Raw genomic sequence first — 22,822 nt, forward strand, 5'->3', positions numbered from 1 at the left:
AGGTGTAGATCGGGGCCGGCGGCCCCACCGAATGTAAGGAAGATGATGGCAGAAGTAGCAATCAGCCCCGAAGAGATCCGGGGTGCTCTCAAGGAATTCGCCGAGGGGTACCAGCCAGCCTCCTCGACGAAGGCCGAGGTGGGCTACGTACTCAGTGCCGCCGACGGCATCGCCCACGTCGAGGGCCTGCCGAGTGTGCAGGCCAACGAGCTGGTGCGCTTCGAGAACGGTGTGCTGGGCCTCGCCCAGAACCTCGACGAGCATGAGATCGGCGTCGTCGTTCTCGGTGAGTTCGTCGGCATCGCCGAAGGCCAGCGCGTCGAGCGCACCGGCGAGGTGCTCTCCGTGCCCGTCGGCGACGAGTTCCTCGGGCGAGTCATCGACCCGCTCGGCAACCCGATCGACGGTCTCGGCGAGATCAAGGCAGAGACCCGCCGCGAACTCGAGCTACAGGCTCCGAACGTGATGAGCCGCAAGAGCGTCGACGAGCCGCTGCAGACCGGCATCAAGGCGATCGACGCCATGATCCCGATCGGTCGAGGCCAGCGTCAGCTGATCATCGGCGACCGCCAGACCGGTAAGACCGCGATCGCGATCGACACCATCATCAACCAGCGTAAGAACTGGGAGTCGGGCGATCCCAAGCAGCAGGTGCGCGCGATCTACGTCGCCATCGGTCAGAAGGGCTCGACCATCGCGAGCGTGAAGGCGGCGCTCGAGAAGGCCGGCGCGATGGAGTACACCACCATCGTCGCTTCGCCCGCGTCAGACCCGGCCGGCTTCAAGTACCTCTCGGCATACACCGGTTCCGCACTCAGCCAGCACTGGATGTACCAGGGCAAGCACACCGTCATCGTCTATGACGATCTGTCAAAGCAGGCTGAGGCCTACCGTGCCGTTTCGCTGCTGCTGCGTCGTCCGCCGGGCCGCGAGGCATACCCCGGCGACGTGTTCTACTTACACTCCCGCCTGCTGGAGCGTGCGGCCAAGCTCTCTGACGAACTTGGCGGCGGCTCGGTGACCGCACTGCCGATCATCGAGACCAAGGCGAACGACGTGTCGGCCTACATCCCGACCAACGTGATCTCGATCACCGACGGCCAGATCTTCCTGCAGTCCGACCTCTTCAACGCCAACCAGCGTCCTGCCATCGACGTCGGCATCTCGGTGTCTCGAGTCGGCGGCGACGCTCAGCGCAAGCACATCAAGAAGGTCTCAGGAACGCTCAAGCTCGAGCTCGCCTCGTACCGTGACCTCGAGGCCTTCGCGATGTTCGCGTCAGACCTCGACGCCGCGTCGAAGCAGCAGCTGAATCGTGGCGCGCGCCTGACCGAGCTTCTCAAGCAGCCGCAGTACTCGCCGTACCCGGTCGAAGACCAGGTCGTGTCGATCTGGCTGGGCACCACCGGCAAGCTCGACGACGTTTCGGTCGAGAACGTGCTGCGCTTCGAGGGCGAGTTCCTCGACTACCTGAAGCGCAACACCGACGTGCTCGACGTTCTGCGCGATTCGGGCAAGCTCGAAGACGAGACCAAGGCGAAGCTCGAGTCGGCTGTGACGGAGTTCAAGAAGAACTTCGTCGAGTCAGATGTGCAGGGGCTCTCGGCTCCGGGCGCAGAAGACGACGCCGCGCTTGACGCGAGCAAGGTCGGCCAGGCCAAGCTCGTCAAGCAGAGCAAGTAGTCGAGAGACGAGGGAGTAACACATGGGAGCGCAGCTTCGCGTCTACAAGCAGAAGATCAAGTCTGCTCAGACGACTAAGAAGATCACCCGCGCCATGGAGCTCATCGCAGCCTCCCGCATTCAGAAGGCTCAGCAGCGCACCGACGCCGCCCGACCGTACGACGAGGCAATCACTCGCGCGGTCGGTGCGGTGGCGGCGCTGTCGGGAGACATCGATCATCCGCTGCTGCGCGAGCGGGAGCAGATCCGCCGCAGCGCGGTCGTCGTGTTCACTTCTGACCGCGGTCTGGCCGGTGCCTTCTCCTCAGCGATCCTGAAGGAGACCGATCGTCTCGCCAACATGCTTCGGCAGAACGGGCGTGAGGTCGACTTCTACCTGATCGGGCGCAAGGCGGTCGGCTACTTCCAGTTCCGTGATCGCGAGTTCGTGCGCAGCTGGACGGGTGACACTGACAAGCCGAGCACCGAGGTCGCTCATGAGATCGGCAGCGCAGTGGTTGACTCCTACCTCAAGGGTGGGGCAGAGGGCGGCGTGGACGAGATTCATCTGGTCTACACGAAGTTCCTCAACCGGGTCTCGCAGACTCCAGACGTGCTGCGACTGCTGCCGCTCGAGCTCGTCGACGCGGGTGCGGATCCCGCCGAGAAGCGCGAAGAGCCGCTCTACGAGTTCGAGCCGGATCCCGACGAGGTGCTCAGCCTGCTGCTGCCGCGCTACATCGGATCACGCATCTACCATGCGCGACTCGAATCCGCAGCCAGCGAGCACGCCAGTCGCCAGAAGGCCATGAAGTCGGCCTCTGACAACGCTGACAAGCTCATCCGCACCTACTCGACGTTGATGAACAACGCTCGACAGGCCGAGATCACCCAGCAGATCAGTGAGATCGTCGGTGGCGCCGACGCCCTCGCCAACTAGACGACGACACAGAAGAGAAGAGAGACATGGCAACTGCATCAAGCACCCAGACGCCGGCGGCCGAGGCCACCGGTAACGTCGGGCGCATCGTGCGAGTGACCGGCCCGGTGGTCGACATCGAGTTCGCTCACGACGCGCTGCCCCCGATCAACAACGCTCTGAGCACCGAGGTCACCGTCGGCGCCGAGACGTACACGATCACCTTCGAGGTTGCTCAGCACCTCGGCGACGATCTCGTGCGCGCCATCGCGCTGAAGCCGACTGACGGCCTCGTGCGCGGCCAGGTCGTGTTCGACTCCGGTTCACCGATCACGGTGCCGGTCGGCGACGCGACCAAGGGCCACGTGTTCAACGTGACCGGCGACGTGCTCAACGCAGCCGAAGGCGAAGACATCACCTTCGAGAAGCGTTGGTCAATCCACCGCGAGCCCCCGCGTTTCGACCAGCTCGAGTCGAAGACCCAGATGTTCCAGACGGGCATCAAGGTCATCGACCTGCTGACTCCCTACGTGCAGGGCGGCAAGATCGGTCTGTTCGGTGGTGCCGGTGTCGGCAAGACCGTGCTGATCCAGGAGATGATCGCTCGTGTGGCCAAAGACCACGACGGCGTTTCGGTCTTCGCCGGTGTCGGCGAGCGTACCCGTGAGGGCAACGACCTGATCCACGAGATGGACGACGCAGGGGTGCTCGACAAGACCGCCCTGGTCTTCGGCCAGATGGATGAGCCGCCGGGCGTGCGTCTTCGCGTCGCGCTTTCTGCCCTGACCATGGCGGAGTACTTCCGCGATGAGCAGGCCCAGGACGTCCTGCTGTTCATCGACAACATCTTCCGTTTCACTCAGGCCGGTTCTGAGGTCTCGACCCTGCTGGGTCGTATGCCCTCGGCCGTGGGCTACCAGCCCAACCTGGCTGACGAGATGGGTCTGCTGCAGGAGCGCATCACCTCGACGCGTGGTCACTCGATCACGTCGCTGCAGGCGATCTACGTTCCCGCAGACGACTACACCGACCCGGCCCCGGCGACGACGTTCGCGCACCTCGATGCGACGACGAACCTGACCCGTGACCTGGCCAGCCGTGGTCTGTACCCCGCTGTCGATCCGCTCGCTTCGACCTCGCGCATCCTCGATGCGCAGTATGTCGGTCAGGAGCACTACGACGTGGCCATCCGCGTCAAGCAGATCCTGCAGAAGAACAAGGAACTCCAGGAGATCATCGCCATCCTCGGTGTCGACGAGCTCTCTGAAGAAGACAAGATCGTAGTCGAGCGCGCACGTCGCATCGAGCAGTTCCTGTCGCAGAACACCTACACCGCCGTGAAGTTCACGGGCGTCGAGGGTTCGACCGTGCCGATCAAAGACACGATCGAGGGCTTCCGCGCCATCGCCGACGGCGAGGTGGACAACATCCCGGTGCAGGCCTTCTACAACGTCGGCCCGCTCGACGATGTGTTCCGCAAGTGGGATCAGATCAAGAAGGAACTCGGAGAGTAAACCATGGCTCAGTCATTCGACGTCGAGATCGTCTCGGCAGAGCAGCTCATCTGGTCTGGCCGTGCCACGCAGATCACCGCCCGCACCATCGAGGGCGAGATCGGCGTTCTGGCTGGCCACGAGCCTCTGCTGGCCGTGCTGGGCGATGGCCCCGTTCGAGTGACCTTGGAAGACGGCAAGACGGTCGAGGCGACCGCCGCTGACGGCTTCCTCTCGGTCGAGCGCCACGCTGTGCGAGTCGTCGCTCGCGTGGCCGAGCTCGCTGCCTGAGCTCACCGGCCGGAGCCGAGTGCTCTGCTCTGATGTGTCTGAAGGGCGTCCACCTCTGGGTGGGCGCCCTTCTTGCATGTCCCCGCAGCCTCACCGCGGATCGCTCGGAGCCACCACCACGGATTGGACCGGGCCGCCACGGACTGGACGAAATCGCCCGATTCCCTGCAAACGGCGGCCATATCGTCCAATCCGCGTCACTGAGCCGAGAGCGTGAAACGTACAGGAGCACCAGATCGTGCAGACCCAGCAGAACATCTCACCCAGCAGTGCGAAGCAGCGTACCGAACCCCGCAGTGCCATGCAACGTACCGAACCCAGCAGCACCAAGCCCGGCGTGCAGCGGAGTGTCTCGCCCAGTTCTGCGGCCGCATCAGCGACCCCGTCCCCGCAGCAGAAGCCCGACATCATGCTGCTGCTGCCGCCGAGCGAGACCAAGTCCACGGGAGGCAGCGGGCTCGCACTCGACACGGCACGACTCTCGTTCGCACCGGAGCTCACGGCTGCACGCAGACAGACGATCGGCTGGCTGACTCAGCTCTGTCGAGATCCCGATGCGGCGGCGCAGGCGCTGCGCCTGACTGCGCGCCAGGCCCGCTCACTCGAAGACGATCGCGACCTTGCCGAGGCAGCCACGAAACCTGCCCTGCAGCGATACACCGGCGTGCTCTACGACGCGATCGGTGAGCAGACGCTGACCCCACAGATGCGCTCCTGGCTCGGTGACCATGTCTTGGTGCAGTCTGCGCTCTTCGGGCTGATCTCGCTCGGTGACGAGATACCGGCCTACCGGCTTTCCGCCGGCACCCGAAAGTCGGTCTACGACTTGAGCGCCGTCTGGCACGAGCCGTGCGCGGCCGTGCTGCACCGCCTGCTCGCAGACGGAGCGACTGTGATCGACCTGCGCTCCAAGGCCTACGCGGCGCTCGCACCTCTGCCGAAGCACCCGAACGCCCACGTCGTCGAAGTCGTGGTGCGCGACGAAGACGGGCGGCATCGGCCGCTGAATCACTTCAACAAGAAGTCGAAGGGCGCGTTCACCCGGGCTCTGGCCGAGTGTGCCGAAGAGCGTGCGGCGGAGGCGACGGGAACCGAGAGCGATCAGTCACTGCTGGTCGCGGCGGCCGATCGTATCGGGGCGCGACTCATCTGTGGCGGTGAGGGCACTGACTGGCTGCTGGAGACCAAGGAAGAGTGAGAAGGGCCCAGCATCGTCTGAGGACGATCTGTGGAGCGGCTTTCACCGAAAGATCGCGAAACTGCGTGCGCGGCCAGCCCGAACGTGCGCTCAGAGCGGCTGGATCTGCGATTCGATCTGGCGATTCAGCTCGGCGACGATCGGGCAGCTGGCGCAGCCGATCCAGACCTTGAACTCGCTCGGGTCGTCGAAGTCGGGCGCGGTCAGAAACTCGCTGCGCCACAGATCGATGGCCTGCGCAAGGGCTTCGCCATGCGCGTCGTCGCGAGTGGGAATCCAGTGCACGCTCACGCGTGTCGGCCCGTGCAGAACCACGGGCTCGGAGTGTTCGGGCGAGTATTCGATGAAGACCTGGCCATGGGCGCGCTGGGGCAGAGCTGACAGCATGAGCTGGATCACAGCGAGGTCGCTGTCGTCTCCGGCGATCATGAAGCGCCGTGACTGCGAAGGATGCCACGCTGACGCTGAATACTCGATACTCATAACGACCACAGTCTAGGTTAGGCGACCCTCAAAAGGGAAGACTCGCTGTGAAAAGGGCGTGGTGAGCGGGATCCATGCATGATCAGGGGTGATCATCTGCTGAATATCAGCGTCGGTTCGCGTGCGACTGCGCCCGTCGACAGGCTGATCTGGGCGATCACCCGTAGACTGAGACAGGTGTCTGTCTTCGCCGGAGGCCTGGCCGCCGCGCCTCAGACATCTCTAATCCCACTGGGAAAGGCAATCGATGACCCTGATTGGCGCTGCACAAGGCAGCTTCGAGACGAGACTGTCAGACGGCAGCCGGCTGCGTGCCCGCTGGGGAGCGCTGACCGACACGGGCCTGCTGCGTCAGCGGAACGAAGACAGTGTGGTCGCGACCGAAGCGGTGCTCGCCGTCGCCGACGGCATGGGCGGGCACGAAGCCGGCGACCGGGCATCGGCAGCCATCGTCGAAGAGCTTTCGCAGCTCGAGCGCGACCCTCAGCCACAAGACATCTATGCGGCGCTGCGACGCGCCAGCGAAGACGTCGAGCAGATCTCGGCCGCATCGGGCGGGCAGTCCGGCTCCACGGTCACCGGCGTGGCGTTCGACGTCGTCAAAGACGAGCCCGGCTGGCTCGTCTTCAACATCGGCGACTCGCGCACCTACGGCTTCTACGAAGGGCAGCTGCGTCAGGTCACGCATGACCATTCGGTCGTGCAGGGGCTGGTCGACAGCGGGCAGATCAGCGAGAAAGACGCCGAACGCCACCCGGCGCGCAACTCGATCACGCGCGCCATCGGCTTCGGCATGGATCCGCGGCCCGACTTCTGGCATCTCAACCTCGTGCCTCAGGTGCGGCTGCTGGTGTGCTCCGACGGGCTCACAAAAGAGGTCTCGAACGAACGCATCGAAGAGATTCTGCGCGACAACGACGAAGCGTTCGCCGCCGCAGAGCGCCTCGTCGAGCAGGCCCTCGAGAACGGCGGGCGTGACAACGTCTCGGTGATCGTCGTCGACTCCACCGTCACCGCGCCGTCGGCCGCTACTGCAGAAGACCCGGCGACGGAACCGACATCGGGTGCCGAGCCTCAGGCACAGCCTGAGACGCCACAGGCGACGGAGAAGGTCGCACCGGTCGAGAGCGTCGAGAGGCGAGGCGACGGCGCCGAATGAGCCGCAGAGTCATCATTCTGGGCGCGACCGGGTCGATCGGCCGACAGGCGTCGGAGCTGATCGCTGCGACTGATCGGTTCGAGGTCGTCGGCCTTGCCGCAGGCCATGACACCACAGCTCTTCGCGACCTGGCCCGGCGTCACGGCTGTCGTGATCTCGCCGTCGCCGAACCGAGCGTCGACGAGTGTGAAGCCGGTCGCGTCGACCCGTCGGTCACGATTCGACATGGTGCGGATGCCGCCGTGCGTCTGGTGCGCGAGGTGACGGCCGACGTGGTGCTGAACGCCATCGACGGCGCAGCGGGTCTGGCGGCGACACTGGCCGTGCTGCACTGCGGCGCGACCCTGGCGTTGGCCAACAAGGAGAGCCTGGTCATCGGCGGCGACCTGGTCGCGGCGGCGGCCGCACCTGGACAGATCGTGCCCGTCGACTCCGAGCACTCCGCGATCGCCCAGTGCCTGCGCGCCGGCAGCCGCCACGAGGTCTCGCGACTCGTGCTCACCGCATCCGGCGGCCCGTTCCGGGGTCGCAGCAGAGCCGAACTCGAAGACGTGACGCCGCAGCAGGCACTGCGCCACCCCACCTGGAACATGGGATCGCTGGTGACCGTCAACTCGGCGACGATGGTCAACAAAGGCCTCGAGATCATCGAGGCCCACTACCTCTTCGACACGGCGTACGAACGCATCGACGCCGTGGTGCACCCGCAGTCGATCGTGCACTCGATGGTGCAGTTCGTCGACGGTGCGACGGTCGCACAGCTCTCGCCGCCAGACATGCGACTGCCGATCAGCATGGCGCTCGACTGGCCGCACCGGCTTGCCGACGCGGTGCCCGCCGTCGACTGGTCTCAGGCGCAGCAGTGGTCGTTCGAGCCGATCGATCACGACGCGTTTCCGGCGGTACGCGTCGCAAAGCAGGTGGGGGAGCGCGCCGGCAGCTGGCCGGCGGTCTTCAACGCCGCCAACGAGGTCATGGTGGCCGAGTTCCTCGCCGGTCGCATCGGCTTCACCACGATCGTCGACGGCATTTCCCGGGTGCTCGAACAGTGGCGTCAGCCGGATGCCGAGCTCACGGTCGAGGCTGTGCTCGCCGCGGATCGGTGGGCGCGACGGGCGGCGCACGCCGTCGTCGCCGGCGTCGGTGCACCCACCTTCGGCGAGGTCTGAGCACGTCTCGAATCGTCAGCTCGCTCACAGCAATCAGGTCTAGGCTCGGTCATCATGCAGGTTCTCTGGTACATCATCGGCATCGTCGCGATCGCCTTCGTCGTGGCAGCGTCGATCGCCCTGCATGAGCTGGGGCACCTCTTCTGGGCCAAGCGTTTCGGCATTCGCGTCAACCAGTACATGATCGGCTTCGGGCCGACGCTCTTCTCGTGGCGGCGCGGCGAGACCGAGTACGGCTTCAAAGCGATTCCCCTCGGCGGCTACATCTCGATGATCGGCATGTACCCGCCGGCCCCAGACGCGCGGCCGGACGGCGAGCCGGTGCGGGTCTCCCGGGGGCGACTGGCCGAGATGGTGCGCGGAGCACGGCGTGCCAGCGCAGAGACCATCCCGCCCGGCGAAGAGCATCGGGCGTTCTACCGACAGGCGGTCTGGAAGCGACTGCTGATCATGTTCGGCGGGCCGCTGATGAACCTGATCATCGCTCTGGTCTGTTACGCCGTGCTGGTCAGCGCCTTCGGCACGGTGCAGTCGACGACGTCGCTGTCGAGCGTCAGCCAGTGCGTGCTGCCGACGACCGAGCAGCGCAGTGACTGCCGACCCGACGACCCGGCGGCACCCGGTGCCGAAGCCGGCCTGAAGCCGGGAGACCAGCTGCTCGTCATCAACGGCGACGACGTCGAACGGTGGAGCGACGTGCAGTCGATCGTGCAGCCGCTCGCCGGGCAGACGGTCAGCGTGACCCTGCTTCGAGACGGGCAGGTGCAGACGGTGAGCCTGACCCCGCAGCCGGTTGAGCGATTCGTCTACGACAAGTTCGGTCGAGTCGAACGCGACGCAGATGGGCAGAAGAAGACCGAGACGGTCGGCTTCATCGGCATCACACCCACGTCAGAACGCGTGCGTCAGCCGGTGACCGCAGCCGTTCCAGCGATGCGGGACAACCTGCAGCTGGCGTGGGAGGGCATCATCTCGATGCCGCAGAAGCTGGTCGGAGCCGCCCAGGCCGCCTTCGGCAGCGAAGCCCGCGACCCCGACGGGCCGATGAGCATCGTCGGCGTCGGCCGGGTCGCCGGTGAGCTCACCTCGAGCGACCAGATCGGCCTGACCGACAAGGTGGCCAGCCTGGTCGGTCTGGCCGCATCGCTCAACGTGGCGCTCTTCGCGTTCAACATGATTCCGCTGATGCCGCTCGACGGCGGGCACATCGTCGGGGCGCTCTACGAAGGGCTGCGTCGCCGCCTCGCGCGACTCTTCGGGCGTCGAGACCCAGGGCCGTTCGACACTGCCCGCCTGATGCCGCTCACCCTGGTCGTCTTCGGCGCGCTCACCCTGATGGGTGTGCTGCTGATCTACGCCGACCTCGTGAAACCGATCCAGGTGCTCGGCTGACGAGGCTGACACCCATCAGCCTGATCTCAGCAGATCGAATCGGTCGGGCGTTCTAGACTTGCAGAGCATCGGCGCATCGCGCGCCGAATGAAGGAGGCCATCGTGACCGCTGTCGATCTCGGGATGCCCAAGGGGCCGGCCCGCGTGCTGGCGCCCCGACGCAAGACCCGTCAGATCCAGGTCGGAAAGGTCGCCGTCGGCGGTGACGCTCCGATCAGCGTGCAGTCGATGTGCACCACCAAGACCACCGACATCGGAGGCACACTTCAGCAGATCGCCGAGCTCACCGCGGCGGGCTGCGACATCGTGCGTGTCGCCGTGCCCAGCCAGGACGACGCCGACGCGCTGCCGATCATCGCGCAGCAGTCGAACATCCCCGTGGTCGCCGACATTCACTTTCAGCCTCGCTACGTCTTTCAGGCGATCGAGGCGGGCTGTGCTGCGGTGCGCGTGAATCCCGGCAACATCCGCAAATTCGACGACAAGATCGCCGACATCGCCAAGGCGGCGTCGGATGCCGGGGTCGCGCTGCGCATCGGCGTCAACGCCGGCTCACTCGACAAACGACTGATGCAGAAGTACGGCAAGGCCACTCCGGAGGCCATGGTCGAGTCTGCCGTGTGGGAGGCGTCGCTCTTCGAAGAAGTGGGGTTTCACGACTTCGCGATCTCGGTCAAGCATCACGACCCCGTCGTGATGATCGAGACCTATCGCATGCTCTCCGAACAGGGCGACTGGCCGCTCCACCTCGGTGTGACCGAGGCAGGGCCGGCGTTCCAGGGCACGATCAAGTCGTCGGTCGCGTTCGGCGTGCTGCTGGCACAGGGCATCGGCGACACGATCCGTGTGTCGCTCTCGGCACCGCCGATCGAAGAGGTGCGCGTGGGCCTGAAGATTCTGGAGTCGCTGAACCTCAGAGAGCGCAAGCTCGAGATCGTCTCGTGCCCGTCGTGCGGCCGCGCACAGGTCGACGTCTACACGCTGGCCGAACGCGTCACCGAGGGCCTCGAAGGCATGAAGGTGCCGCTGCGCGTGGCCGTCATGGGCTGTGTGGTCAACGGCCCGGGCGAAGCTCGCGACGCCGATCTCGGAGTGGCCAGCGGCAACGGCAAGGGGCAGATCTTCGTTAAGGGCGAGGTCGTCAAGACGGTGCCCGAGGCGGACATCGTCGAGACGCTCATCGCCGAGGCGAACCGTCTCGCCGAGGGCATGACCCCCAGTGAAGGTTCCGGAGTAGAGGTGGTGACGGCATGAGCGATCAGAGTCATGTTCCCGACGGCATGCGGGGCTTTCGGCCGATGGGCATCGTGTCGGCGGCCATCGGCATCGTGCTCGTCTTCGTGCAGCTCGACGGTCAGGCGGTGCTGCTGCACCGCATCTTCGGCATGGCCGTGGTGGTCATGTCGATCATCATGGCCTCGCTGATGTATCGCACACAGCATCGGGCATGGGGCGTCGCCCTGAGCTTCGTGGCGCTGGTCTTCCTGCCGCTCTGGCAGATGCAGATGTGGCTGTGGTGGATTCTCGACGGTCTCTGCATCGTGATCCTGCTCGGCGCAGCGATTCGTTTCAAAGGGCCGCCTCCTGAGAAAGACCCGGAGAACCTGCCCGACCGCTTCATGTGAGACGGCTGGGTCGACGCTGTACGATGAGAGCTGGCTGCTCACAGCGAACAGCCCAGACCGTTCAGAGAAAGACCCAGCCCAGTGCCCACACGCCTGTCGAACCTGTTCCTGCGCACCCTGCGCGAAGACCCCAACGATGCCGAGGTGGCGGGCCACAAACTGCTCGTGCGCGCCGGCTACATCCGACGCGAGGCGCCGGGCATCTTCGCATGGCTGCCGCTGGGGCTGCGCGCGCTGCGCAAGGTCGAGGCCGTGGTGCGCGCCGAGATGGAGGCCGCCGGCTCGCAGGAGGTGCACTTTCCCGGGCTGCTGCCGCGTGAGCCCTACCAGGTCACCGGGCGCTGGGACGAATACGGCGACAACATCTTCACGCTCAAAGACCGCAAAGAGGCCGACTATCTGCTGGCCCCCACGCACGAAGAGGTCTTCACGCTGCTGGTGAAAGATCTCTACTCGTCCTACAAAGACCTGCCGGTCAGCCTCTTCCAGATTCAGACCAAGTACCGCGATGAGGCGCGCCCTCGCGCCGGTCTGCTGCGCGGCCGAGAGTTCGTCATGAAAGACGCCTACTCGTTTGACGTCGACGACGCGGGGCTCGATGAGAGCTACCAGATCATGCGCGACGCCTACGAGCGCATCTTCACCCGACTGGGCGTCGAATACGTCGCAGTCAAGGCCGACGCGGGGCCCATGGGCGGTTCGAAGAGCGAGGAGTTCCTCTCGCCGTCGCCGATCGGCGAAGACACCTTCGTCTACACCGACGCCGGCTACGCCGCCAACGTCGAGGCCGTCAGCGTGCATCCGGCAGACCCGGTCGACGCCAGCCACGTGCCTGAGGCACAGACGGTCGACACCCCTGACGCCCCGACGATCGAGTCGCTGGTCGCACTGCTGAACGACCGCTATGCAGACGAACACGACGGACAGTGGCAGGCGGGCGACACGCTGAAGAACGTCGTGCTCGCTCTCACACACCCTGACGGCAAGCGCGAGCTCGTGGTCGTCGGCCTGCCCGGTGACCGCGACGTCGATCTGAAACGTGCCGAGATCGCCTTCGCTCCGGCAGAGGTCGAACCCGCTGTCGAAGCCGACTTCGAGCACCATCCGGGCCTGGTGCGCGGCTACATCGGTCCGCAGGCCGATGAGACCGGCACCTACGCGCTGGGGGAGCGTTCGGTCGACGGCATCCGCTATCTGGTCGATCCTCGCGTCTCAGCCGGCACCGAGTGGGTCACCGGCGCGAATGCCGAGCGCCGCCATGCGCTGCACGTCGTGGCCGGTCGCGACTTCGTCGCCGACGGCATCGCAGATGTGGCGAACGTGCGCGACGGCGACCCTGCTCCCGACGGGTCAGGCCCGCTGCGGGCTGCGCGCGGCGTCGAGATCGGGCATGTCTTCCAGCTCGGTCGTAAGTACGCCGAGGCCCTCGGGCTGCAGGTGCTCGATCGCAACGGCAAGCTCGTCACTGTGACCATGGGGTCGTACGGCATCGGGGTCACACGTCTGCTCGCCGTTCTCGCCGAGGCGAATCGCGACGAGAAAGGGCTGGTCTGGCCAGAGGCGGTCGCTCCGTTCCAGGTGCACATTGTCTCGACCGGCAAGGGCGACGATGTCTACCGCGTCGGCTCCGATCTGGCCGACGAGCTGGAGCGCGTCGGCATCGAGGTGCTCTTCGACGATCGGCCCAAGGTCTCGCCCGGAGCGAAGTTCAAAGACGCCGAGCTTCTGGGCATGCCGCACGTGCTCGTGGTGGGCAAAGGTCTCGCCGATGGTCAGCTCGAGCTCTGGGATCGTCGCGCCGGCACGAAGCAGCCGATCGCGCTCGAGGATGCCGTGGCTGAGCTGCGTCGTCGTCTCGGTCGCGACTGAGCTGCCGGCGCACATGGAGCGGCAGGTCTGACGACCCGCTAAGATAGAGTGTTCGACACTGAACATCTCAGCTGAATAGAGGAGGCGGTATGAATATCGATCTGAGTGCACTTCGTCTTCTCGAGAGCGAACAGGGTATTCCCCTGAACGAACTGCTGGAGATTCTCGAGCAGGCGATTCTCACGGCATACCAGAAGCACACCGGCCACACGTCTGCGGCCCGAGTCGAGATCAATCGCAAGACCGGGCAGGTCGCCGTTCTCGAACGGCAGACCGATGAAGACGGCAACGACATCGGTGAGACCGATGTCACCCCGCACGACTTCGGACGCGTCGCCGCGCTCGCCGCTCGGCAGGAGATCAACCAGCGCCTGCGCGCGCTGGCCGACGACAGTCTGCTCGGCGAGTACAAAGATCGCGAGGGCACCATCGCCGCCGGCGTGGTGCAGCAGGGACAGAATCCTCGTCTGATACCGATCGACCTGGGGTCGGCCGAAGGTGTGCTTCCGCCCGAAGAACAGGTGCCCGGCGAGCACTACCGCCACGGTGATCGCCTGCGCGTGTTCATCGCGCAGGTCGCACGCACGGCCAAAGGGCCGACCATCACCGTCAGCCGCACCCATCCGGGGTTGGTTCGCGGGCTCTTCGAGCTCGAGGTGCCTGAGATCCACGCCGGTGCCGTCGAGATCACCTCGCTCGCACGTGAGGCGGGTCACCGCACCAAGATCGCGGTTCGTGCGACCGAGCCCGGCATCAACGCCAAAGGCGCCTGCATCGGCGAGCTGGGGCAGCGTGTGCGCGCGGTGACCGCAGAGCTGAACGGCGAGAAGATCGACATCGTCGACTCCAACGACGACCTGGGTGCTTTCGTGGCCAGTGCGCTCTCGCCCGCCAAGGTGACGCGCACCGAGGTGCTCGACGCCGATCAGCGGGCCGTGCGGGCCTTCGTGCCAGAGAGCCAGCTTTCCCTGGCCATCGGAAAAGAGGGGCAGAACGCCCGTCTCGCGGCCAAGCTCACCGGAGCCAAGATCGACATCCAAGCCGACAACTGATTCGGTTTCGCGAGGCGCCGGCGTGTCCGTCTTCACGAGACGGCACGCCGGTGCTGTGCGTCTGAGCCAGAACACGCTAGGATGACGTACTGGACATGTGCCCGATGTGCATGTCGGAATCCACACAGAACAGGCTGATTCGGCTTATGGACGCATAATGAACGGCTCGAAATGAGACGTCAGAGGTAATTGTCTGCTCCCGCTCTCGGGTGCAGACCTGAGACAGGAGAATTGTGGCAAAACCACGCGTACACGAGATTGCGAAGCAACTCGGCGTCACGAGCAAAGAGCTGCTGGCCAAGCTCAACGACATGGGAGAGTTCGTCAAGGGCCCCTCTTCGAGCCTGGAACCACCAGTCGTGCGCAAACTGAAGGCTGCCTTCCCGCAGCAGAAATCCGCAGACGACAAGAAGCCCGCCGCGGCCAAGAAGCCTGCTGCTCGCAGCACGGCGGCGAAGAGCTCGGCGCCGAAGCCCGGCGCCCGCACGACTGCTGCGAAGTCAGCAGCCGAGGCCGATACGGCATCTGCTCCGGACAAGACGCCCAGCCCGGCTCCCAGAGCCGCTCGTCCCGGGCGCTCGGCTCAGCCGGCTCCGTCGGCACCGGCATCTCCGGCGGCGCCGAAGCCCGCTGCCGAGAAGCGTACGCCTGCCGCTCCAGCACCGGCCCGTCCGGCACCGCAGGCCGCAGAGGCAGGCACGTCTGACTCCGACGGGCAGAAGCCGCATTCGCCGATCCCGCGGCCTTCGCCCGGTTCGATTCCGCGCCCGCGCGCGCCACGACCGGCGAACAACCCGTTCTCGCCCAAGCACAGCGGCGGTCCCCGTCCGGGTCCTCGTCCGCACGCCCCGCGTCCCGGTGCCGGCGGCGGTCCTCGCCCGCACGCTCCGCGTCCGGGGCAGGGCTTCGGTCCGCGTCGCGGCGCTGGCAGCGGCAGCGGCAGCGGTCCGCACCGCGTCGGCCAGGGCGGCGGCGCTCGGCCGCGTCCCGGTCAGGGCGGCTTCAGCGGTGGGCCGCATCGTCCTGGTCAGGGTGGCGGTCCCGGCTTCGCGAATCGCGGCGGTGGCGGCGGTCGTCCCGGCCCCGGTGGTCGCGGTCGTGGCGGCACAGCTGGTGCGTTCGGACGCGGCGGAGGCCGCTCGGGCAAGTCTCGCAAGTCGAAGCGGACGAAACGGCAAGAGTTCGAGCAGATGGAGGCCCCGACGCTCGGCGGCGTCAAGGTGCCACGCGGCAACGGCGAGCAGATCATTCGTCTGCGTCGCGGTGCCTCTCTGACCGACTTCGCCGACAAGATCGGTGCGAACCCGGCATCGTTGGTCACCGTGCTCTTCCACTTGGGCGAGATGGCCACGGCCACCGAGTCGCTCGACGAAGACACGTTCCAGCTGCTTGGGGCCGAGCTCGGCTTCAAGATCCAGATCGTCAGCCCTGAAGACGAAGACAAAGAGCTGCTCGAGCAGTTCGACATCGACCTCGAAGACGCAGACGATCCCGAAGATCTCGTGGAGCGTCCTCCGGTGGTGACCGTCATGGGGCACGTCGATCACGGTAAGACGCGACTGCTCGATGCGATCCGGCACACCAAGGTGCTCGCCGGTGAGGCCGGCGGCATCACTCAGCACATCGGTGCCTACCAGGTCCAGACCGAGCATGAGGGTCACGAACGTGCCATCACCTTCATCGACACCCCTGGTCACGAGGCGTTCACCGCCATGCGTGCCCGCGGTGCCAAGGTGACAGACATCGCCGTGCTGGTGGTGGCCGCTGACGACGGCGTGATGCCGCAGACGGTCGAGGCGCTGAACCACGCCCAGGCCGCTGACGTGCCGATCGTGGTCGCCGTCAACAAGATCGACAAGCCCGATGCGAATCCGGCGAAGATCCGCCAGCAGCTGACCGAGTTCGGCCTGGTCGCCGAAGAGTACGGCGGCGACACGATGTTCGTCGACGTCTCGGCCAAGAGCAACATCGGCATCGACGATCTGCTCGACGCGATTCTGCTGACGGCGGATGCCGGGCTTGATCTGGTCGCGAACCCCGAGCGTGAGGCGCGCGGCGTGGCGATCGAGGCGAACCTCGACAAGGGTCGCGGTGCGGTCGCCACCGTGCTGGTGCAGAACGGCACCCTGCACGTCGGTGACGCCATCGTTGCGGGCACCGCCTACGGTCGTGTGCGCGCCATGTTCGATGAGAACGGCGAGAACATGCAGGATGCCGGGCCATCGCGTCCGGTGCAGGTGCTGGGGCTCACCTCGGTGCCCCGCGCCGGCGACAACATCCTGGTGACCGAAGACGACCGTACGGCCCGTCAGATCGCCGAGAAGCGTGAAGCCGCCCAGCGCAACGCCCTGCTCGCCAAGAGCCGCAAGCGCATCAGCCTGGAAGACTTCACCAAGGCTCTCGAAGAAGGCAAGGTCGAGACCCTCAACCTCATCATCAAGGGCGATGTCTCCGGTGCCGTCGAGGCGTTGGAGGAGTCGCTGCTCAAGATCGAGGTCGACGACTCGGTGCAGCTGCGCATCATCCACCGTGGTGTCGGCGCGATCACCGAGAGCGACGTCAACCTGGCCACGGTCGACAACGCGATCGTCATCGGCTTCAACGTGCGTCCTGACGGCAAGGCTCGTGAGGCCGCGCACAAAGAGGGCGTCGACATCCGGTTCTACTCGGTCATCTACGATGCGATCGACGACATCGAGGGGGCACTTAAGGGCCTGCTCAAGCCGGAGTTCGAAGAGGTGCACACCGGTACGGCCGAGATCCGCGAGGTCTTCCGTTCGTCGAAGTTCGGCAACATCGCCGGTACGCTCGTGCAGACCGGCAAGGTCACGCGCAATTCGAAGGCGCGCGTGCTGCGCGACGGCGTCGTGCACGGCGACAACCTCACGATCGAATCGCTGCGTCGTTTCAAAGACGACGTCACCGAGGTGATCAAGGGCGTCGAGTGCGGCATCGGGCTCGGCAGCTTCAACGACATCCAGGTCGGCGACGAGATCGAGACCTACGAGATGCGCGAGAAGCCGCGCGACTGAACCCAGCCTGAGCGGCTGAGGCTCTGACCGAAGCGCCCGCACCACCGGAACCCGGCGGTGCGGGCGCTTCTCTGTCACCGGCCGCACCCCGCGACCACCGTTCTGCGCACAGTTCACGGCGAGACCGGGAGTGAACTACCATCGACACGGGGCCGACACCATCGCCCCGACAGACCGAACTGAGGAGAACATCATGGCTCAGACCGCTGGCCGCGCAGAACGAGTCGCCGACCGCATCAAGGTCGTCGTCGCTCAGACGCTTGATCGCGGCGTCAAAGACCCTCGACTCGGCTTCGTGACGGTGACCGACGTGAAGGTGACCGGCGATCTGCAGCACGCGAGCATCTTCTACACGGTGCTCGGCACAGACGAGGAGCGCGCTGACACCGAGGCCGCGCTGCGCAGCGCGACCGGCATGATCCGCACTGAGATCGGGCGCAACATCAAGCTGCGACTGACCCCGTCGATCGAGTTCATCCTCGACGCCATTCCCGAGAACGCCGCACACATCGAGGCGCTGCTGCAGACGGCGCACGAGCGCGACGATGCGGCACGCAAGGCCTCAGAGGGGTCGAGCTTCGCAGGCGAGGCCGATCCCTACCGCAAGCCGGGCGAAGAGTCTGAGGACGAATCGGCAGGTCAGGCCTGAACAAGCCTCGGTCAGAGCAGGTCTTCGACCTCGGCCCAGACTTGGTCGATCGTGCGGAACGCCGGCCTGCCGTCAACGCTCCGGGCGGCGTTCTCGACTTCGTGCACGAGCCGCACCAACAGCGCGTTGACGGGCGCACGTCGGCCGATCTGCTCGGCTGCGCGCACCACCGCTCCGTGCAGGTGATCGATCTCGGTGGGGCGGCCGCTGACGACTGACTGCAGCGTCGAGCCGGTGTTCGGCACGTCGCCCATGCGCTGAGCCAGCAGCAGCGGAACGAATTCGGCCGTGACCGCCGGTGCCTCGGCCAGCACGGTCAGCATGCTGTCGTCGAGCCCCTGCGCGCCGCCGAAGCGAATGCCTGAGTCGTGCGCGATCCGCACGGCCTCGCGCATCGAGGCGACGAGCACCCGGCGCAGTCGGTCGTCGGCGATCGTCTGCTGAATGCTCAGCCCAGTGATCGCAGGCAGTGCGTTGACCTGGTTGACGACCAGTTTCGTCCAGAGCACGCCGTCGGTGTTCTCGACGGCACGCGCGGGCAGCGCCGACTGCAGCAGCGAGACGACCCGTCGAGCCTCGGTCAGATCGCTGCCGGGGCCGGGGCACACCACTGTCGGGCCCGGGGTGGTGACGTCGACGACGCCCGGGCGAGGCACATTGGCACCGATCGACGAGGTGCCGCTCAGCACGCTCGCCCCGTCGACCGCCTCGTGGGCGGTGGTGGGGCCCTCGACTCCGTTCTGCACCACCAGCAGCGTCACACCGCGCAGCCACGCGGCGTTGTCAGCCAACGCCGCTGCCGCATCCTGCGCCTTCGTGGTGAGGATGGCGAGATCGGGAGCCGCATCGAGCACCGGCACCGCCTGCACGTGCGCCACATGTTCGCCGAACGCTCCGGTCATTCGCAGCCCGTCGCGCTGAATCGCCGCCAGGTGCGCACCGCGAGCGGTCACGGTGACCTGGAAGCCTGCCCGATCGAGAGCCGCAGCCATCGCACCCCCGATCGATCCGCAGCCGATGACCGCGATGCGTGCCGGTGAAGCCGAACCGGGAGAGGACTCCGAGCCGGGTGAGGTGTCGCTGGAGCGATGGGGAGCGTGCGTCTGTGCGGGGGTGACCTCGTCGTTCATGGGGCGATTCTACGGCGCAGAGACCGCTGTATGCGAAAGCCGGGTGAAACCCTGTGGCAGACTGGAGACCATGCCCGATGCCATCGTTCTCGTCGACAAGCCGCAGGGCTGGACCAGCCACGACGTGGTCGCCCGAGGCCGGCGCATCTTCGCCACGCGACGCGTGGGGCACGCGGGCACACTCGATCCGATGGCCACCGGGCTGCTGATACTGGGCGTCGACCGCGGCACGAAGCTGCTCACCTATCTGGTCGGGCTCGACAAGGTTTACGAGGCGACCATTCGACTCGGCCAGGCGACCGTCACCGATGACGCCGAGGGCGACATCACCGAGCAGGCCGACGCCGCGATGCTGCGCACGGTGACCGAGAGCGGCATTCGCGAGATCGTTGCGACGCAGCTGAGCGGCGCCATCGACCAGGTGCCCTCGTCGGTCAGTGCGATCAAGGTGAACGGCGTGCGTTCGTATGCACGGGTGCGAGCAGGCGAGGGCGTCGAACTCGAACCTCGGCCGGTCACGATCCACGAGTTCGCCGTGACCGACGTGCGCCGCGGCGAAGAGGGATTCGTCGACGTCGATGCGCGGGTGCACTGCAGCTCGGGCACGTACATTCGTGCGCTCGCCCGCGACCTCGGTCGTGCGCTGGGCGTGGGCGGGCACCTGACCGCGTTGCGGCGTGTGCGCGTGGGGCCGTTCGATGTGGCGGATGCCGCGGTTCTGCCCGGCCGTGAGGTGCCGATCGAGCAGGTCGAGACGCCGCCCACGCTCACGCTCGGCCAGGCGGCGAGCGCGGTCTTCCCGACCCGGTTGCTGACCAGTCAGGAGGCCGTCGACCTCGGCCACGGCAAACGACTGGCACCGAGTGTCGAGCCGACCGGGGCGCCGCAGCAGGTCACTGCCAGCGCGGCACGGCATCCGTCGACCGCCAAGGTGCTCACCGCAGCCCTCGACGACGTCGGCGGGCTGCGCGGCATCCTGGAGAATCGCGGGGGTCGGGCGCGGGCGGTGCTCGTCGTACCGCAGGCCACAGAGCGCGCGAAGCGCGAAGACGTCCAGAAAGAAAGCCGAGACCATTGACCGACTGGTTCACGTGGACCCAGATCATCGTGAGCTGCGGGGTCGGCGTTCTGTGCCTCGTGCTCGGGCTCGTCGGGCGAGCTCCCAGCGACCTGACGCTCGGGTGCCTCGCACTGGTCGAGCTGCTGTTGGTGGCACAGATCGTCGTCACGGTCGTGGTGTGGAACACGGGACCCGGCCCGACCGGCAGCGGAGTCGAGTTCGTCGGCTACCTGGTGACTGCGCTGATCATTCCGCCGGCCGCGGTGTTCTGGGGGCTCATCGAGCGCACCAAGTGGTCGAACGTCGTGCTCGCGATCGCGGCCCTCACCATCGCGGTGATGATCTGGCGTATGGACCAGATCTGGTTTCTGCAGGGCGCGACCGGCCTGGCGCCCACGGCGCTCGGCGTCGGCTGAAGCGGCTGCTGCGACACCTCGAACGCTGACTAGAATGAGTGACCGATGACTGCTTTCACCCCACACACCCCGTTGAGCGGCGAAGACGCGCGCAGCGACGCCGACGAATCGCCACGGCTGAGCGGAGCCGGCCGACTGCTGGTCGTGGTCTACGCGATTCTCGCGCTCGCGGCCACCGCACGGTCACTGGTGCAGATTCTCACGAAGTTCAATCACGCTCCGCTTGCGTACTCGCTGAGCGCAGTCGCCGCCCTCGTGTACATCCTGGCCACCGTCGCGCTGGCTCGCCATCACCGGCCGGGCTGGCACCGCATCGCGCTGCTCACCATCGGCTTCGAGCTGGTCGGCGTGCTCGTCGTGGGTGCGCTGACGACCTGGGCACCGCAGCTGTTCATCTCTCCTGATGCTCCGAACGGACGCATCGAGAGCACGGTCTGGTCGTGGTTCGGCATGGGCTACGGGTTCATCCCGCTGGTGCTGCCGCTGCTGGGCCTCTGGTGGCTGGCCAGACACCGCCCGGGTACGCAGAGCGTCGCCGGCTCTGCCGACACTGCGGCGAAGACCGACACAGAGCACAACGGCTGATGCGCGTTCTGCACCTCGACCGAGAGGCGTCGGATCTCGGGCCCAGCGCCGTCACGATCGGCAAGTTCAACGGTCTGCATCGTGGTCATCAGGCGATCATCGCGCAGCTGACCGAACTGGCCCGACAGCGCGGCCTGGCCTCTATCGTCGCGACGTTCGATCGGCATCCGCTCGCCGTGATCGCACCGGACAAATGCCCGCAGCCTCTGGCCGACGAACGCCGACAGGCACAGCTGATCGCCGAGACCGGTGTTGACGCGCTCGCCATCATGACATTCGACCGTGCGTTCGCGTCGCTGACGCCGGAGGAGTTCATTCAGCAGGTGATCGTCGAGCGGCTCGAGGCCAAGCTGGTGCTGGTGGGTGAGGACTTTCGCTTCGGACACTTCGGCGCAGGCAATGTCGACACGCTGCGCGAGGCAGGCGTGCGCCTGGGATTCGACGTGATCGCCGCCGACGTGCTGCGCCCGCAGCCGGGCGAGCCGAAGTTCTCGTCGTCGAGCGTGCGTGCGGCGCTGAGCGCGGGCGACGTCGACACGGCGGCCGCTGTGCTCGGGCGGTCGCCCAGTGTCGGCGGTTTCGTGGTGCACGGGGCGAAGCGCGGTCGCGAGCTCGGGTTCCCGACGGCGAACTTGGGGCCGGGGGAGGACCCCGCCACCCACGAGCAGCGTGGCGTCGAGGGGTTCGTTCCCGCTGACGGGGTGTACGCAGGCTGGCTGGACGTCTCGGCCGGCGGGCCGGACGGCGCAGACACGGGTGAGGTACATCGGTACCCGGCGGCCGTCTCGGTGGGCACGAACCCGACCTTCGACGACGTGCCGCGAACCGTCGAGGCGCATGTCATCGATCGTGACGACGATCATGTGGGCGACTTCGATCTTTACGGACGCTGGGCTCGCGTGGTCTTCGTGGCTCGGCTGCGCGGTATGGTCGCGTTCACGGGCCTCGAACCGCTGATCGAGCAGATGCATCGGGACTGCGACGAGACGCGGGCTGTGCTACAGTCGAGTGTTCGCCGTATATCGGCCGCGGAACCAGAGCGCCACTGAGAATTCCCTCAGCGGCACCGCGCAGCGAGTGAGAGGAATCACCATGGCACTGGCACTTGATGTCAAGCAGCAGATCATCAGCGAGTACGCGACGCACGAGGGTGACACCGGCTCACCCGAGGTGCAGGTTGCGCTGCTGAGCCGTCGCATCACCGACCTCACCGAGCACCTGAAAGAGCACAAGCACGACCATCACTCACGTCGTGGCCTGCTGCTGCTCGTCGGCCAGCGCCGTCGCATGCTCGGCTACCTGCAGAAGGTCGACATCGATCGTTACCGCAAGCTGATCGAGCGCCTCGGCCTGCGCCGCTGAGACCCAGCTGACTTCTGCCGAGGTACGCAGCAGCCCTGCGATTCGGCTCGAAAGCCTCGGACGAACCCTCCGGTTCGCCCGGGGCTTTCGTCGTCTCGGTGCGTCTGAGTCGGCATCTGTTGAATGCTCGGCGTCAGGAGTCAGTGTCGGTGAGGCGAGAGCTGAGAAGATGACGGTGTCGACCGTCGCGTCCCTCTGATAGCGTTGAAACATGCGTGCACGATTCGAAGTGCATTTCAGCTGTGTTTAGGGGAAGAAATCATGAAGTTCTCATGG

The 22,822-nt window shown here is 66.2% G+C and carries 21 protein-coding genes; 19 read left to right on the top strand and 2 right to left on the bottom strand.

Translation table 11 applies throughout. The features are described 5' to 3' along the window. The first annotated feature begins 45 nt into the window (after positions 1-45). The 5 genes from atpA to F8O08_RS02445 all read left to right on the top strand — a co-directional run bounded on the left by atpA (position 46) and on the right by F8O08_RS02445 (position 5,563). Positions 46-1,683: a F0F1 ATP synthase subunit alpha gene (atpA, locus tag F8O08_RS02425; RefSeq protein WP_158038721.1), complete on the top strand. Its 1,638-nt coding sequence runs from the start codon at positions 46-48 to the stop codon at positions 1,681-1,683. 22 nt (positions 1,684-1,705) lie between these two features. After that, entirely contained in the window at positions 1,706-2,602 is an 897-nt protein-coding gene (locus tag F8O08_RS02430; protein WP_158038720.1) for a F0F1 ATP synthase subunit gamma, read from the top strand. A 26-nt stretch (positions 2,603-2,628) separates the two neighbouring features. Beyond that, entirely contained in the window at positions 2,629-4,095 is a 1,467-nt protein-coding gene (atpD, locus tag F8O08_RS02435) for a F0F1 ATP synthase subunit beta (RefSeq protein WP_158030911.1), read from the top strand. Between the two features lie 3 nt (positions 4,096-4,098). Continuing rightward, positions 4,099-4,365, top strand: a complete 267-nt coding sequence (locus F8O08_RS02440; protein ID WP_158030912.1) for a F0F1 ATP synthase subunit epsilon — start codon at positions 4,099-4,101, stop codon at positions 4,363-4,365. A gap of 301 nt (positions 4,366-4,666) precedes the next feature. Next, on the top strand, positions 4,667-5,563 hold the full coding sequence (locus F8O08_RS02445) for a YaaA family protein (RefSeq protein ID WP_158042453.1): 897 nt from the start codon (positions 4,667-4,669) through the stop codon (positions 5,561-5,563). A gap of 90 nt (positions 5,564-5,653) precedes the next feature. On the opposite strand, the gene F8O08_RS02450 is transcribed toward F8O08_RS02445, so the two are convergent. Next, positions 5,654-6,046, bottom strand: a complete 393-nt coding sequence (locus tag F8O08_RS02450; RefSeq protein ID WP_158030914.1) for an SIP domain-containing protein — start codon at positions 6,044-6,046, stop codon at positions 5,654-5,656. Positions 6,047-6,293: 247 nt separating this feature from the next. Between F8O08_RS02450 and F8O08_RS02455 the strand changes: the two genes are divergently transcribed. From F8O08_RS02455 to rbfA, 9 genes are all read left to right on the top strand, one after another. Further along, complete coding sequence (locus tag F8O08_RS02455) at positions 6,294-7,205, top strand: PP2C family protein-serine/threonine phosphatase (RefSeq protein WP_158042454.1); 912 nt, start codon at positions 6,294-6,296, stop codon at positions 7,203-7,205. After that, positions 7,202-8,374: a 1-deoxy-D-xylulose-5-phosphate reductoisomerase gene (dxr, locus tag F8O08_RS02460; protein ID WP_158042455.1), complete on the top strand. Its 1,173-nt coding sequence runs from the start codon at positions 7,202-7,204 to the stop codon at positions 8,372-8,374. The genes F8O08_RS02455 and dxr overlap by 4 nt, the downstream gene beginning before the upstream one ends. A 54-nt stretch (positions 8,375-8,428) precedes the next feature. Next, on the top strand, positions 8,429-9,766 hold the full coding sequence (locus tag F8O08_RS02465; protein WP_158042456.1) for a M50 family metallopeptidase: 1,338 nt from the start codon (positions 8,429-8,431) through the stop codon (positions 9,764-9,766). A gap of 123 nt (positions 9,767-9,889) precedes the next feature. Next, positions 9,890-11,020, top strand: coding sequence for a flavodoxin-dependent (E)-4-hydroxy-3-methylbut-2-enyl-diphosphate synthase (gene ispG / locus F8O08_RS02470; protein ID WP_158031788.1), 1,131 nt, complete (start codon positions 9,890-9,892; stop codon positions 11,018-11,020). Next, positions 11,017-11,391 (top strand): hypothetical protein, encoded by a 375-nt coding sequence (locus F8O08_RS02475; RefSeq protein ID WP_158042457.1) that lies wholly within the window; start codon positions 11,017-11,019, stop codon positions 11,389-11,391. The genes ispG and F8O08_RS02475 overlap by 4 nt, the downstream gene beginning before the upstream one ends. A gap of 81 nt (positions 11,392-11,472) precedes the next feature. Further along, positions 11,473-13,260, top strand: coding sequence for a proline--tRNA ligase (locus F8O08_RS02480; protein ID WP_192496634.1), 1,788 nt, complete (start codon positions 11,473-11,475; stop codon positions 13,258-13,260). Positions 13,261-13,349: 89 nt separating this feature from the next. Continuing rightward, entirely contained in the window at positions 13,350-14,312 is a 963-nt protein-coding gene (gene nusA, locus F8O08_RS02485) for a transcription termination factor NusA (protein WP_158030919.1), read from the top strand. Between the two features lie 233 nt (positions 14,313-14,545). Continuing rightward, positions 14,546-17,344 carry a translation initiation factor IF-2 gene (infB, locus tag F8O08_RS02490; protein WP_158042458.1) on the top strand — a complete coding sequence of 933 codons (2,799 nt, stop codon included), beginning with the start codon at positions 14,546-14,548 and terminating at the stop codon, positions 17,342-17,344. 193 nt (positions 17,345-17,537) lie between these two features. Next, a complete protein-coding gene (rbfA, locus tag F8O08_RS02495) occupies positions 17,538-17,993 on the top strand; it encodes a 30S ribosome-binding factor RbfA (protein ID WP_158030921.1) in 456 nt (151 codons plus the stop codon). 11 nt (positions 17,994-18,004) lie between these two features. Here the strand turns inward: rbfA and F8O08_RS02500 are convergent, their stop codons facing one another. After that, a complete protein-coding gene (locus F8O08_RS02500; RefSeq protein ID WP_158042459.1) occupies positions 18,005-19,123 on the bottom strand; it encodes a ketopantoate reductase family protein in 1,119 nt (372 codons plus the stop codon). A 70-nt stretch (positions 19,124-19,193) separates the two neighbouring features. Between F8O08_RS02500 and truB the strand changes: the two genes are divergently transcribed. From truB to rpsO, 5 genes are read left to right on the top strand one after another with little or no spacing between them, the layout of a single operon-like run. Further along, positions 19,194-20,201: a tRNA pseudouridine(55) synthase TruB gene (gene truB / locus F8O08_RS02505; RefSeq protein ID WP_158042460.1), complete on the top strand. Its 1,008-nt coding sequence runs from the start codon at positions 19,194-19,196 to the stop codon at positions 20,199-20,201. Next, positions 20,198-20,599: a hypothetical protein gene (locus F8O08_RS02510; protein ID WP_158030924.1), complete on the top strand. Its 402-nt coding sequence runs from the start codon at positions 20,198-20,200 to the stop codon at positions 20,597-20,599. Before truB ends, F8O08_RS02510 begins: the two co-directional genes overlap by 4 nt. Positions 20,600-20,644: 45 nt before the next feature. Then, entirely contained in the window at positions 20,645-21,184 is a 540-nt protein-coding gene (locus F8O08_RS02515) for a hypothetical protein (RefSeq protein ID WP_225733177.1), read from the top strand. After that, positions 21,184-22,233, top strand: a complete 1,050-nt coding sequence (locus tag F8O08_RS02520) for a bifunctional riboflavin kinase/FAD synthetase (RefSeq protein WP_158042461.1) — start codon at positions 21,184-21,186, stop codon at positions 22,231-22,233. Before F8O08_RS02515 ends, F8O08_RS02520 begins: the two co-directional genes overlap by 1 nt. A gap of 43 nt (positions 22,234-22,276) precedes the next feature. Continuing rightward, positions 22,277-22,546 carry a 30S ribosomal protein S15 gene (rpsO, locus tag F8O08_RS02525; protein ID WP_158030926.1) on the top strand — a complete coding sequence of 90 codons (270 nt, stop codon included), beginning with the start codon at positions 22,277-22,279 and terminating at the stop codon, positions 22,544-22,546. Positions 22,547-22,822 lie beyond the last annotated feature (276 nt).

Origin of the sequence: Pseudoclavibacter sp. CFCC 13611, from assembly GCF_008831225.1 — a bacterium.
GTDB lineage: Bacteria > Actinomycetota > Actinomycetes > Actinomycetales > Microbacteriaceae > Pseudoclavibacter_A.